We start from the raw sequence: 13,845 nt of genomic DNA on the forward strand, positions 1-13,845 counted from the left end.
CCTTCGCCGGCCAGCACATGCTGAACCTGCTGCTGGCGGTGGCCATGATTGGCTTCGGCGCCATCTTCTGCCTGTCGCAGGCCTGGCTGCCCTTCCTGCTGATGCTGGCGATCGCCTTCGTGCTGGGGGTGCTGATCATCATCCCGATCGGCGGCGCGGACATGCCGGTGGTGGTGTCGATGCTCAACTCGTACTCGGGCTGGGCGGCGGCCGGCATCGGCTTTTCGCTCAACAACCCGATGCTGATCATTGCCGGCTCGCTGGTGGGGTCCTCCGGCGCCATCCTCTCGTACATTATGTGCAAGGCGATGAACCGCTCCTTCTTCAACGTGCTGCTGGGCGGCTTCGGCGGCGCGCCCGCGGCAGCCGTGGCCGGCGGCCAGGCGCAGCGCAACGTGAAGTCCGGCTCTGCCGACGACGCGGCCTTCCTGATGGGCAATGCCGAGACCGTGATCATCGTGCCGGGCTACGGCCTGGCGGTGGCGCGGGCGCAGCACGCGCTGAAGGAACTCACCGAGAAGCTGGTCGAGCGGGGCGTGACGGTGAAGTACGCCATCCACCCGGTGGCGGGCCGCATGCCGGGCCATATGAACGTGCTGCTGGCCGAAGCCGAGGTGCCCTACGACCAGGTCTTCGAGATGGAAGACATCAACAGCGAGTTCGGCCAGGCGGACGTGGTGCTGGTGCTGGGCGCCAACGACGTGGTGAACCCGGCCGCCAAGACCGACCCCGCCTCGCCGATCGCCGGCATGCCGATCCTGGAGGCCTACAAGGCCAAGACCATCATCGTCAACAAGCGTTCGATGGCGGCGGGCTACGCCGGGCTGGACAACGAGCTGTTCTACATGGACAAGACCATGATGGTGTTCGGCGACGCCAAGAAGGTGGTCGAGGACATGGGCAAGGCGGCCTGATGCGCCGGACTGGGCTACTATCACATAAAGTGAAGCCTCTGTAAGACGGTCAGGGAGTTGGCCGCGACTTTTTCTGTTCTCGCAGCGTGGAAGAACCGACCTGAAACGCTGCACCTTCGATCAATTGACCATGCCGTGCCTATTGCGCATGGCTGGCTCTTTCCTCGAGTGCCCTATGGACTACACTCCGATCAAGTCCCTGCTGATTGCCAACCGTTCCGAGATCTCGATCCGCGTGATGCGCGCGGCCGCCGAGATGAACGTGCGCACCGTGGCGATCTATTCGAAGGAAGACCGCCTTGCGCTCCATCGCTTCAAGGCTGACGAGAGCTACCTGGTCGGCGAAGGCAAGAAGCCTCTGGCGGCTTATCTCGATATCGACGATATCCTGCGCATTGCCCGGAAGGCGAAGGTCGATGCCATCCATCCGGGCTATGGCTTCCTCTCCGAAAACCCGGACTTCGCGCAGGCTGTGATCGACGCGGGAATCCGCTGGATCGGCCCGTCGCCCGAGGTCATGCGCAAGCTTGGCAACAAAGTGGCAGCGCGCAACGCGGCGATCGAGGCGGGCGTGCCGGTGATGCCGGCTACCGATCCGCTGCCGCATGACCTGGAGACGTGCAAGCGCCTGGCCGCCGGCATCGGCTATCCGCTGATGCTCAAGGCAAGCTGGGGCGGCGGCGGCCGCGGCATGCGGGTCCTGGAAAGCGAGCAGGATCTTGAGGGGGCGCTGGCCGCGGCGCGGCGCGAGGCGCTGGCCGCGTTCGGCAACGACGAGGTGTATGTCGAAAAGCTGGTGCGCAATGCGCGCCACGTCGAAGTGCAGGTGCTCGGCGACACGCACGGCAACCTAGTGCATCTCTATGAGCGCGACTGTACCGTGCAGCGGCGCAACCAGAAGGTGGTCGAGCGCGCGCCCGCGCCATACCTCGACGATGCCGGCCGGGCCACGCTGTGCGAATCGGCCCTGCGGCTGATGCGCGCGGTCGGCTACACGCATGCCGGCACGGTCGAATTCCTGATGGATGCCGACTCCGGCCAGTTCTACTTCATCGAAGTCAATCCGCGCATCCAGGTCGAGCACACGGTCACGGAGATGGTCACCGGGATCGACATCGTCAAGGCGCAGATCCGCGTGACCGAAGGCGGCCATATCGGCATGACCGAGAACACGCGTAATGAAAACGGCGAGATCGTCGTGCGCGCCGCGGGCGTGCCGGTGCAGGAAGCGATTGCGCTGAACGGTCATGCGCTGCAATGCCGGATCACCACCGAGGACCCGGAGAACGGCTTCCTGCCGGACTATGGCCGCCTCACCGCCTACCGCAGCGCGGCCGGCTTCGGTGTGCGCCTCGATGCCGGCACCGCATATGGCGGCGCGGTGATCACGCCGTACTACGATTCGCTGCTGGTCAAGGTCACCACCTGGGCACCGACCGCGCCCGAATCGATCCGGCGCATGGACCGTGCGCTGCGCGAGTTCCGCATCCGCGGCGTCGCGTCCAACCTGCAGTTCCTCGAGAACGTCATCAACCATCCCGCGTTCCGCTCCGGCGACGTCACCACGCGCTTTATCGACCTGACGCCGGAACTGCTGGCGTTCACCAAGCGCCTGGACCGCGCCACCAAGCTGCTGCGATACCTGGGCGAGGTCAGCGTCAACGGGCACCCGGAGATGAGCGGCCGCACGTTGCCATCGCTGCCGCTGCCCGCACCGGTGCTGCCCGCCGTCGACACCAGCGGCGCGCTGCCCTACGGTACGCGCGACCGGCTGCGCGATCTGGGCGCGGAGAAGTTTTCGCGCTGGATGCTGGAGCAGAAGCAGGTGCTGCTGACGGACACCACCATGCGCGACGCGCACCAGTCGCTGTTCGCCACGCGCATGCGCACCGCCGACATGCTGCCGATCGCGCCGTTCTATGCGCGCGAGCTGTCTCAGCTGTTCTCGCTGGAGTGCTGGGGCGGCGCCACCTTCGACGTGGCACTGCGCTTTCTCAAGGAAGACCCATGGCAGCGCCTTGAGCAACTGCGCGAGCGCGTGCCCAACGTGCTGTTCCAGATGCTGCTGCGTGGATCCAACGCGGTCGGCTACACCAACTATGCCGACAACGTGGTGCGCTTCTTCGTGCGCCAGGCCGCCAGCACCGGCGTGGATGTGTTCCGCGTGTTCGATTCGCTGAACTGGGTGCGCAATATGCGTGTCGCGATCGATGCCGTCGGCGAAAGCGGCATGCTGTGCGAAGGCGCGATCTGCTATACCGGCGACCTGTTCGACAAGTCGCGCGCCAAGTACGACCTGAAGTACTACGTCGGCATCGCGCGCGAGCTGCAGCAGGCCGGCGTGCATGTGCTGGGCATCAAGGACATGGCAGGCATCTGCCGTCCGCAGGCGGCCGCGGCGCTGGTCAAGGCGCTCAAGGAAGAGACCGGGCTGCCTGTGCATTTCCATACCCACGACACCAGCGGCATCTCGGCCGCTTCGGCACTGGCCGCGATCGACGCCGGCTGCGATGCGGTCGACGGCGCGCTCGACGCCATGAGCGGGCTGACCTCGCAACCCAACCTGTCGAGCATCGCCGCGGCCCTGGCCGGCAGCGAGCGCGATCCCGGCCTCAGCCTGGAGCGCCTGCACGAAGCGTCGATGTACTGGGAGGGGGTGCGCCGCTACTACGCGCCGTTCGAATCCGAAATCCGCGCCGGGACCGCCGACGTGTACCGCCACGAGATGCCCGGCGGCCAGTACACCAACCTGCGCGAGCAGGCGCGCTCGCTCGGCATCGAGCATCGCTGGACCGAGGTGTCGCGCGCCTACGCCGAGGTCAACCAGATGTTCGGCGACATCGTCAAGGTGACGCCGACGTCCAAGGTGGTCGGCGACCTGGCATTGATGATGGTGGCCAACGACCTGAGCGCCGCCGACGTGTGCGATCCGGCCAAGGAAATCGCTTTCCCTGAATCGGTGGTGTCGCTGTTCAAGGGCGAACTGGGCTTTCCGCCCGACGGCTTCCCCGCGGCACTGTCGCGCAAGGTGCTGCGCGGCGAGCCGCCAGCGCCGTACCGGCCCGGCGACCAGATCCCGCCGGTCGATCTCGACGCGGCGCGCGCCGCGGGCGAAGCCGCATGCGAACAGCCGCTTGACGACCGCCAGCTGGCTTCGTACCTGATGTACCCGAAGCAGGCCGGCGAGTACCACGCGCATGTGCGCACCTACAGCGATACCTCGATGGTACCGACGCCAGCATACCTGTACGGCCTGCAGCCGCAGGAAGAAGTGGCCATCGACATCGCCGCCGGCAAGACCCTGCTGGTCTCGCTGCAAGGCACGCACCCCGACGCCGAGGAGGGTCTGATCAAGGTCCAGTTCGAGCTGAACGGGCAGTCGCGCACCGCGCTGGTCGAGCAGCGCAGCACCACGCAAGCGGCCGCGGCGCGCCACAGCCGGCCGGTTGCCGAGCCCGAGAACCCACTGCATGTCGCCGCGCCCATGCCTGGCTCGATCGTGACGGTGGCGGTGCAGCCGGGCCAGCGCGTGGCCGCGGGCACGACGCTGCTGGCGCTGGAGGCGATGAAGATGGAGACCCATATCGCGGCGGACCGGGACTGCGAGATTGCGGCGGTGCATGTTCAGCAGGGGGATCGTGTGGCGGCGAAGGATTTGCTGATCGAACTGAAGAGCGCGGATTGACACCGGGTATGGGGCGAGCGTTCAGCTGACTCCAATGTACTGGCCGCTTGTCTTTTCGCAGTTGTTCTTGACTGTGCCTCACGCTATCCACGAGGCATGCAACCATGAAAGCGGGCTGATCGTGGATGCAGTCCCGCAAGAGGGCTGTGAAGGCGATGCGGCAGGAGCCGCATCGCCACAGTGTGTTGCACTGGAACCGATAAACCGATAGAGCGGGGCGTGCGTCGGCTCGCACCCACGATGCAGGGAGACCACTTCTCATCACGAAAAGAGGCTTGCAAAAAGTGTCGGGGCCGTGCGTGAACGGGAATCAGGGGCTGGTTTGTGAGCCGCTCAAACACTTTGGTATGATCCTGCTTATCTATATCATATGAAATGTGCAACCGGTTGCCCCGGCTTGCGCGATCGTCAAACAGGATTCTGAACGTGGGCACGCAATTTGACGCCGGCAGCGCTATTGGTGGCGTGCTGTACAAAGATGTTAAACATGCAATCCTTGCCGCGCTTGCGGCGGGGGAGTGGAAAGCGGGCGAAGTCATTCCATCCGAGCGCAAGCTGACCGACCGATTCGGTGTTTCGATCGGTACTCTGCGCAAGGCGATTGACGAACTGGTGGCAGAGAACATCATGATTCGCCATCAGGGCCGAGGCACGTTTGTAGCAACTCACCGTCAGGAAGACCACTTCTTCCGGTTCTTCCGGATTGTTCGACAGGATGGGCATCGCGAGTATCCCCGCGTGCGCCTGGCAAGGTTTCGCCGGGCGAGGGCCGACCAGGAGGAGGCCACCGCTTTGGCTATCGCGGTCGGAGATCCCGTGTTCCGGTTCACCAATGTCCTCTCGCTGGAAGGGAAACCTGTGATGATCGATGCCATTACGGTCCCGGAAGCACGCTTCAAGAGCCTGACCGAAAAGCAGCTGCGCGAGCGGCCGAATACGCTTTACAACTTCTACCAGGACATCTTTGGCATCAATGTCATTCGCATCGAGGAACATTTGCGGTCCGCATTGGCGAACGAGGATGACCACACGTTGCTAGGGGTTCCGCTTGGCAGTCCACTACTGAAGATACTGAGGATTGCGTCTTCATTCCATGACGAACGCATCGAGTATCGCGTTTCTCGGCTCGACACGACTTGCCACGAGTTTGCCCTGTCCCAACCGTAGGCTGAATCAACGAGACGTGGCCCGCGCACGGACGGAACGCAAGAACCCGCTTCAGCGATCGGCGAGCCCGGCGTTGCGGATCAGCGTACCATACGATCTGGCTTCGGTAGCCACGATCGATTCAAAGGCCGCCCCGTCCCGATATGGGCTACCGAGCACATGCCCGTTCACTGTACGGCCATACATCGAGTCGTCCGTGTCGTGGTACTTCTTGCGGGTGGCCTCGATCGAACCCATGAAGCGCGGATCCTGCGGGCGCTCATGGCTGTTCATGAACATCGCGACGTCCCAGGCATCCTGCTCGCTGAGCGTACCGCCCTTGCCCAGTGGCATGTTGGCCTGGATGAAACCGGCCGCGTTGGCAAGCTGATGCATGCCCGCGCCCCAGTTGAAGGACTTCGGACCCCAAAGCGGCGGAAATACCTGGATATTCCCCGTGCGCTGCCCTTGACCGTCGGTGCCGTGGCATAGCGCGCAGTTTTGCATGTAGACCTTTTCGCCGCGTGCGTAGTCGGGCTGAGCGGCTTTCTTGAGCTTGGGATAGCCGCTGCCGGGCATCGGTTTTCCGACTGGCGCGCCCGTGGCAAGCCAGAAGGCGTAGGTCTGCAGCGCGGTCATGATCTCATCGTCCTGCAGTGGCGCCTTTCCGTTCATGCTGAACGCGAAGCAGCCCTGGATGCGCGAGGCCAGCGTGTCGACCTTGCCTGTCTTGCTTCGGTAGGCCGGGTAGTGCACGAAGGCGGCCCACAGCGGCGCGGAGTCGGGCTTGCGGCCGCCGTCGAGGTGGCAGTTGACGCAGTTGAGGTCGTTACCCACGTAGCGGGGGGCGTACTTGCCTGTCTCCTTGAAAATCCTTTCGCCCAAACGAATCATCTTGCCGTAGTCCCCTTCGGGAAGGCTATCTTCGGCGGGCGGGGCAAAGGCGGTGGTGACGGCTTGCACCTTCGCCGCGGCAGGTGCTGTCGATAGTGCCACGGCTACCTCGGTGGTGGTCGTGGCAGAGACGTTCTCCGAATGGTCACCGGCCAACGGCGCATCCAGGAGACGATTGAACATCACGTTCGCGCCGATTGCCACGCCCAGTACCACAGTAACGACGGCACCGGCGAAGACGGCCAGACCGTTGATGCGTCGCTTCGGTGCGGCATCGTCGTGTCGCGGCTGCGTGTTCATGGCCGGGCTCCTTTAGTGTTGTTCTGTAAGGCATTGCCGGTGCCTTGGACCGGGGCCTGTGCCGGCACAGTGGCCAGTGCTGAGTAGTACGCGGCTACGGCATCGACATCCTTGTCGGACAGCTTGCTGGCAACGGCCGGCATCAGGCCCAGAGGGCCTGGCGGCCGGGTGCCGGCCTTCCAGGCTTGCAGCTGTTGGGTGACGTAGGCCACCGAGAGGCCCGCCAGTGGCGGGAACTGTGCGCCGACGCCGGATCCACTTGGCCCATGGCATTGCGCGCAGGCAGGGAGTTTGTCGGACCAACGTCCGCGCGTGGCGAGCCAGGCGCCGGCGTCGGAGCGTGTTACCGAAGGCGCCTCGACAGCGCTAGGCGGTGCCCCAAGGGGCGCTGGCAATTGGCTGTAGTACATCGCGAGTGCGATACGCTCGGTGGCCGAAAGCTTCTGCGCAAAGGGCTGCATGATGGGGTTCTTGCGACGGCCGTCGGCGAAAGCGTCAAGCTGCGCCTGCAGGTAAGCCTGGCCGGTGCCAGCCAAGCGAGGGAAGGCAGCATTGCCAGCGCCCTGCGCTCCATGGCAACTGACGCAGGCTGCGACGCCTTGCAAGGTACCCTGGGTGGCAATCTGCTGCCCCTGGGCGATAGTGGCCTGCTGTGCCAGTGCCGGTGCGGCGAACGCGGCGGTCAGCAGCAGCACCGCGCGAAACTTAGGCGCGCACATAGAACCAACCTTCGCTCTGCATCCTCGCCAGCGCGAGCACGGCGCCTTCCGGCAGCACGGTCAAGGGCGCCCGCGCTTCCCGGGCGATCTTGGTCAGCGTGTTGGGGCAGATCAGGGTGAGCGGGTCGGCCAAGGCGTCGGGCGCGTCCAGCGCGGCCGCCACCGCCTCGGCATTCGCAACGATGCGAACTGTCGCTTGCGGTGCGTCCTTGGTCAGATTGACGGCGTTGCTGCGTGCGCGGGCTAGCGCGTTGGCGGTGGGCGCATGCAAGAGGATGCGCGCGCCGTGGCTGTGGTCTTCCATTTTTTTCTCCTCGTGTGTGGATCCGCCAAGCTGGCGGCGGGATTCAGCCGCCGCTGATCTGCCGCGCAGCATCCTTCAGTGCGCTCTGCAGCATTTCCTCGATGCTTGGGTGGTAGTACGGCACCGCAAGCAACCCGTTGACGGTTTCGCCGCGCTGGATGGCCCAGGCCAGCAGATGCGCCAGGTGCTCGCCATGGATGGCGATCAGGCTGGCGCCACGCAGCGTGCCGTCGACGCGGTCGGCGTAAACGCGTACCAGGTTGCCTTCGGCGCCGAGGATGCGCGATCGGCCGTTGCCCGAGCCCTGTGCCGTGCCGATCACCGTGCGGGTCATATCCAGCCTGTCGAAGGACTCGCCCACGGAGGCGATGTCGGGGTCGCTGAAGACGATGGACAGCGGGACGTGTCGAGCCGGCGGCATCCCAGCGTTCCCATCCAGCATTTGCAATGCGCCACGCGCCGCGATCAGTCCTTCGTCGGCGGCTTCGTGCAGCAGTGGCCGGTCGGCCGCGACGTCGCCGGCCAGGAAGACGCACGAGGTGCCGGCGCGCAGCGTGTACGGATCCAAGGCCGGGCGGCCGTGCGCATCCGACGGGATGCCGGCTTGAACGAGGTCGAGCGCTTCGAGATTGGGGCGCCTGCCGAGCGCGGCAAGGACCATGTCGACGTTCTCGGCCTCATTGCCGCTTCGCAGCACGATGGACTCGCCATCGGCCAGCGCTTCGACTGGCCGTCCCAGCCACATCGTGAGCTCGCTGCCGAAGCGTTGGATAGCCCGCGCGTCCACCTCAGGGTCTGCGATGCCGGCCAGCGTGGCTTTGAGGTCGCCAGCGACGACGCGCACGCCGAGCCGTGCCAGCGCCAGGCCCATTTCCAGCCCGATGACACCCAAGCCCACGATGCCGATGCGGCGCGGAAGCTCCTCGAGCTCGAACAACGTATCGGTCGTAAGCAGGCGACCGCCCAGCGCTGTGAATGCCGCGGGTACGACGGGACGGGAGCCGGTGGCCACGATGAAGGCGCGGGCGTTCACACGCCGGCCGTCCACATCGAGGGTTCGACGGTCGACGAACCGCGCCGTACCCATCAATAGACGGTCGCCGGCTGCGGTCACCGTGCGCTGGGCGGCGCCTGCCGCCAGCATGTCGCGGGTGGCGCGCGCCTCGCGCCACAGGTCGTCTGGCGAAACAGTGCCGGCAGGGGCCTTGGCTCCGTTCAACAGTTCGCGCAGGGTAGCCCAGCGTTGGCCGGCGTGCAGCGCGGCCTTGGAGGGCATGCAGCCCACGCGTGCGCAGGTGCTCCCTAGCGGGCCGTGGTCGATCAGTAGGGCGGATTTTCCTGTGCGGGTGACCTCATGGAAGGCGGTGAGCCCGGCGGTTCCGGCGCCGATGATTGCAACGTCGGTGGTAAGTGGGGGGGGCATGGAGAGTTCCTTGGAGGCTTATGGTGCGACAGTGTTCAGCGTGGGCCCATGATCTCGGCCAATGCCTGGTCGGGCACGCCGGTGCGCATCTGCACCGCGCCCTTGGAATCGCGCCAGACCACCGCTGGGGTGGCCCGCAAGCCTAGGTCGGTCATGAGCTTCTCGTTGCCATCGAGCTGCGCTTGCACTGCCGGCGGGATGAGGGACAGGGGCCGGATGCCTTCGTCGCCGAGTGGGCGCGGGCGGCCCGAGGCCAAGCCCTTGGCGGTGGCTGCCGACTGCGCGCGCTCATAGGCGGCCAATGTCGCTGCAGGGTTCTTATCGGCCAGCAGGGCCGCTGCCTTGTTCGGGCTGGTTGGTGTGAGGATGCCGACGATGATGTGGCGCAGTTGCACCTTGCCCGCGTTCACCCAGGGGCGCGCGTCGGACCAGAACTTGTTGCAGTAGGGGCAGTTCGGGTCGGTGAAGACGTAGACGGTGCGCGGCGCTTTGTCAGAGCCATCAGCAACCGAGCGGCTGCCCTGCAGTTGACCCCATACGCCATCGGTCATCGGTTTGCTGACGGTCTTCTCCAGCACCGCACGATTGACGTCCTTGCCGTCAGCATCCAGGAGGGCTCCCGCAATCACGTGCTTGCCATCGGGCGTGGCGTACAGTGCGATCGGCTGCTGGCCCATGTAGCCAGCCCAGGCGGTGAGACCTCCCGGCGACGGGAAGGTGCCGACGACGGTGAGGCCCTGTTTCTCGAGCGCGCGCAAGGGGGAGGGGCGGTCCTGGGCCAGCGCGCACGACTGCGCAACCACACCCGCCGCGGTCACCGCCGCAGCGGCGATAGCCCAAAGGAGGCGGGGGCCGACGGGAGGGACACGGGGGACTGGCGTTGGCATGGTCATGGAATTGATGGTGGTTGGGAAGTTCGTTTGGAAGAGGGAGCGGCGAGTGCGGTCAGTCGCTGCGCCAGCGTGGCGTGCGACAGTTCGCCAATACGTTGGTCGACCAGGCGTCCCGATGCATCGAAGAAGAGGGTGGCCGGCAATGCTGACTGGCCGAATTGCGCACCCGCCTCGCCCTCGGGGTCGAGCAGCACATTGCGCAGTTCAAGGTTCCGGCTCGCCAGGAAATGTTGCACGGCGGCATAAGACTCGCCCTGGTTCAGGAAGACGAAGTGCAACTCGGGATGGTCGGCCTGGGCGTGCTGGAGCACGGGCATCTCACGCTGGCAGGGCGGGCACCACGTGGCCCAGAGATTAACCACCGTGGGCTTGCCCTCGAAGGACATCAGCGATGCGGTTCCGCCGTCGAAGGTGGAAAGCGTGATGGCCGGAAGCAGGATTTCGTCCTGCGGCAGCGCCAGAAGCGTGAACGATCCCACCATCCAGAAGACGCCGGCCGTGCCAATGGCCGCGAGTAGCGGCTTGCGAAGCGCAGGGCATGGCCGGATGAGTATCAGCGTATAGACCCAGGCCGCAATCAAGCCGGCTTGCGGATCCCAGCCACCATCGCGGATGTCCAGGATGCCCAGCGGTGCGCTGAAATAGGCGTCCCGGTACTGCCAGACGAAGGCAAGGCGTGCGAGCACGACGGCGACCAGCAACACGCGGATTATCTGCGGCTCCACATCCATGCCGACCTTACGGCCTATGCGCTTGCCGATGAACAAGCCCAGCGCGGCGGCGCTCAGGAGCACCAATAAGGCGAAGGGCAGGGCCAATGGACCGATCTGGAGCGTCGACCTCATGAGCGATCCCCTGAGACGCCCCCGTCGGCAGGACGGCGCTCCAGCAGGTCAGCCACCCCGAATTCGCCGACCAGGCGGGCGTCACGCCGCTCGCGGCCCTCTGCGTCGAACAGTATCACCGTCGGCGGGCCGAGTACCTGGTGCTGGCGCATTAGCGCACGCTGGTCGGCATCCCCAGCCGTCACGTCCGCGCGCAGCAGGACCACGCCAGCCAGGGCTTGACGCACCCGGGCATCCAAAAACACTTCGTGCTCGATCGTCTTGCAGGAGACACACCAGTCGGCCGAAAAATCCAGGAGCACCGGCCGACCTGCAGCCCGGGCGATGTCAAGCCGTGCCTGGAGAGCCTGCGGGCTACGGACGGTGTCGAAGGGCAACGAGGCCGGCTCGCCAGTGGCACCTGTGGGCGTTGCGGTAGATGCCGTTGCGAAGGCGAGTGGCCGCCAGGGATCACCACTGCCAGCCGCCGCGCCCAGCACCATGGCACAGCCCCAGAGTCCTGCCGTCAGCGCTACACTGCGCCCCAACAGGCGGGCGCCGGCGGCGGCCTGCGCAGCCAGGTGCGCGAGCGTCAGTGCGAAGCCGGCCAGCAGCGCGCCCCACAGGGCCAGCGCTAGCGGCGCGGGGACCACGCGCTGCACCATCCAGACAGCCGTACCCAGCAGCAGGAACCCGAAAGCGCCCTTGACCCGTTCCATCCAGGGGCCGGGCTTGGGCAGGCAGCGTGCGCCCAAGGTCGCGATGAGCAGCAGCGGCAGGCCCATACCGAGACCCAGTGCGAACAGCAGCACCGCTCCGGATGCGACATTTCCCGTCTGCGCAATGTAGAGGAGCGTGCCCGCAAGTGGTGCCGTCATGCAGGGACCGACCAGCAGCGCGGAGAGCAGGCCCAGCGCAGCCGCGCCCGCCAGGGTGCCGCCTTGGCGGCGCCGGCTCGCGCCATCGAGACGGTCGCGCACGAAGCCCGGCAACTGCAGCGTGAAGAAGCCGAACATCGCCGCCGCGAGCACCACGAACACGGCGCCGAAGGCGGTGACAGTCCAGCGATTCTGCAGCAGCGCTTGCAGGTTGGCGCCGGCCATTGCGGCGACTGCCCCCAGCAGTGCATAGGTCAGCGCCATCGGCAGCACGAAGGCCAGCGACAGCGCGAAGGCTCGCCTCGGAGGCGCCTGGCTACCGACCACGATGCCCGAGACGATGGGCACCATGGGCAGCACGCAGGGCGTGAAGGCCAGTGCGATGCCAAGCAGGAAGAATAGCGGCCCGCTCCAGGCCAGAGTTCGCTCGCCGATCAACTGGGTGATACGGCTGTCGCTGGCATCCGCTGCATCGAACAGCGACGCTTTCGCGGAGGCGGTGGCGGGAGCCGATAGCACAGTCTCCGCGGAAGTGTTCATGGCGGCAGCACCGACAGCGATCCTGCGCGTCTGCGGTGGATAACACAGTCCGGCATCGGCGCAGCCTTGCCAGGTGACGACCAATTCCTGGGCGCCAGGCGCATGGATGGGAATAGTCACCGCATCGTGGTAAACCTCCGTCGCGCCAAAATTCGGGTCTTCTTTGCGGTCGCCGGAGGGTTTGTCGACGCTATTCAGGCTGCCCGAAGGCTTGGCAGCGACGCCGATGCGGTCTCGGTAGAGGTAGTAGCCCGGGGCAATCTTCCAGTGCAGCCGGAGGTCGCCAGTGGCGGAGCGGGATAGCTCAGCAGTCAATGCAAAGGCTTCTTCGGGTTCCAGAAAGCCGTCGGCGGCGTATGCGGTCGCCATGAACATGCCCGTCAACTGGACAAGCAACACCAGCACCGTGAGAAGCGTCTGCCAGGCAGCGACCCGACGGGGCAGACGGGGCCAATGCGGTTGAGTACAGGTTGGGAGCGTCTCGGGCACGATGAAGAATTGCTAAACTATTGAGTTGGCCCATGGTGGTAGCTTGCGATTAAGGCAGCGTTAACGGTGCCTTCATCGTAGTTCGATAGCATTGGTTGCCGAACGCGATTCGGCGACGGGCCCCAAGGAGGTGACTGCCGTGCATGTTTTATTGATCGAGGACGACCCGCTGGTGGCCAGCGGCATCGTCGCTGGCCTGCGCTTGCATGGCCTCACGGTGGACCACGTGGGCACTGCCAGCCTGGGGCAATCTGCGTTGATGACATCACATTTTGATGTCTGCGTGCTTGACCTCGGGCTGCCGGACGAGGACGGGATGGTCGTGCTCGCGCGGTGGCGTGCCCGAGGAAGAGCGCTGCCGGTGCTGGTGCTGACCGCACGCGATGCGGTCGAGAATCGCGTCAAGGGGCTGCAGGCGGGGGCGGACGATTACCTGCTGAAGCCTTTCGACCTCGAGGAACTCGTGGCACGGCTGCAGGCCCTGCTGCGCCGTGCCTCAGGCCGCAGCGTGGACCGGATCGAACATGGCGCGTTGACGTTCACGGCATCGACTGGAGAAGTCTTGCTGCGCGGGGAGCCAGTGGATCTGTCCCGGCGCGAATTGGCATTGCTGCGTGCATTGTTGCAGCATCCGCGCCAGATCCTCGCGGGCGACCAACTGCGCGACAGCCTCTACGGCTTCGAGCAGGAGGTCGAAAGCAACGCAGTCAACGTGCACATCCATAACCTGCGGCGCAAACTCGGTGCCAGCATTGTGGAGACTGTGCGAGGGCAGGGCTACCGGCTTGGCGAGGTGAGCGGCGAGCTGGAGCGATGAACTCGCAAGATCGAACCAC

11 protein-coding genes are annotated in these 13,845 nt (G+C 65.5%); 4 read left to right on the plus strand and 7 right to left on the minus strand.

The window, feature by feature from the left end; all coding sequences use genetic code 11:
- From AC3FOF_RS41830 to AC3FOF_RS41840, 3 genes are all read left to right on the plus strand, one after another.
- Nucleotides 1-914: NAD(P)(+) transhydrogenase (Re/Si-specific) subunit beta (locus tag AC3FOF_RS41830; RefSeq protein WP_488730004.1), on the plus strand; the 914-nt coding region annotated here is incomplete at its 5' end.
- Nucleotides 915-1,089: 175 nt separating this feature from the next.
- Entirely contained in the window at nt 1,090-4,599 is a 3,510-nt protein-coding gene (locus AC3FOF_RS41835) for a pyruvate carboxylase (protein WP_488730005.1), read from the plus strand.
- A 426-nt stretch (nt 4,600-5,025) separates the two neighbouring features.
- A complete protein-coding gene (locus AC3FOF_RS41840) occupies nt 5,026-5,766 on the plus strand; it encodes a GntR family transcriptional regulator (protein WP_488730006.1) in 741 nt (246 codons plus the stop codon).
- Nucleotides 5,767-5,817: 51 nt separating this feature from the next.
- Here AC3FOF_RS41840 and AC3FOF_RS41845 read toward each other — a convergent pair whose 3' ends face one another.
- From AC3FOF_RS41845 to dsbD, 7 genes are read right to left on the minus strand one after another with little or no spacing between them, the layout of a single operon-like run.
- The gene (locus tag AC3FOF_RS41845) at nt 5,818-6,939 is read right to left on the minus strand and encodes a c-type cytochrome (RefSeq protein WP_488730007.1); all 1,122 of its coding nucleotides are present in this window, start codon (nt 6,937-6,939) and stop codon (nt 5,818-5,820) included.
- A complete protein-coding gene (locus AC3FOF_RS41850; protein ID WP_488730008.1) occupies nt 6,936-7,658 on the minus strand; it encodes a c-type cytochrome in 723 nt (240 codons plus the stop codon). Before AC3FOF_RS41850 ends, AC3FOF_RS41845 begins: the two co-directional genes overlap by 4 nt.
- A complete protein-coding gene (locus tag AC3FOF_RS41855) occupies nt 7,645-7,962 on the minus strand; it encodes a hypothetical protein (RefSeq protein WP_488730009.1) in 318 nt (105 codons plus the stop codon). Before AC3FOF_RS41855 ends, AC3FOF_RS41850 begins: the two co-directional genes overlap by 14 nt.
- A gap of 43 nt (nt 7,963-8,005) precedes the next feature.
- A complete protein-coding gene (locus tag AC3FOF_RS41860; protein ID WP_488730010.1) occupies nt 8,006-9,385 on the minus strand; it encodes a dihydrolipoyl dehydrogenase in 1,380 nt (459 codons plus the stop codon).
- Between the two features lie 35 nt (nt 9,386-9,420).
- The gene (gene dsbG, locus AC3FOF_RS41865; protein ID WP_488730011.1) at nt 9,421-10,278 is read right to left on the minus strand and encodes a thiol:disulfide interchange protein DsbG; all 858 of its coding nucleotides are present in this window, start codon (nt 10,276-10,278) and stop codon (nt 9,421-9,423) included.
- On the minus strand, nt 10,275-11,123 hold the full coding sequence (locus AC3FOF_RS41870; RefSeq protein WP_488730012.1) for a TlpA family protein disulfide reductase: 849 nt from the start codon (nt 11,121-11,123) through the stop codon (nt 10,275-10,277). The genes dsbG and AC3FOF_RS41870 overlap by 4 nt, the downstream gene beginning before the upstream one ends.
- Nucleotides 11,120-13,009, minus strand: a complete 1,890-nt coding sequence (gene dsbD / locus AC3FOF_RS41875; protein WP_488730013.1) for a protein-disulfide reductase DsbD — start codon at nt 13,007-13,009, stop codon at nt 11,120-11,122. Before dsbD ends, AC3FOF_RS41870 begins: the two co-directional genes overlap by 4 nt.
- A 139-nt stretch (nt 13,010-13,148) precedes the next feature.
- Between dsbD and AC3FOF_RS41880 the strand changes: the two genes are divergently transcribed.
- Entirely contained in the window at nt 13,149-13,826 is a 678-nt protein-coding gene (locus tag AC3FOF_RS41880) for a response regulator (RefSeq protein WP_276264791.1), read from the plus strand.
- Nucleotides 13,827-13,845 lie beyond the last annotated feature (19 nt).

This window comes from Cupriavidus sp. 96C5-1, from assembly GCF_057798855.1.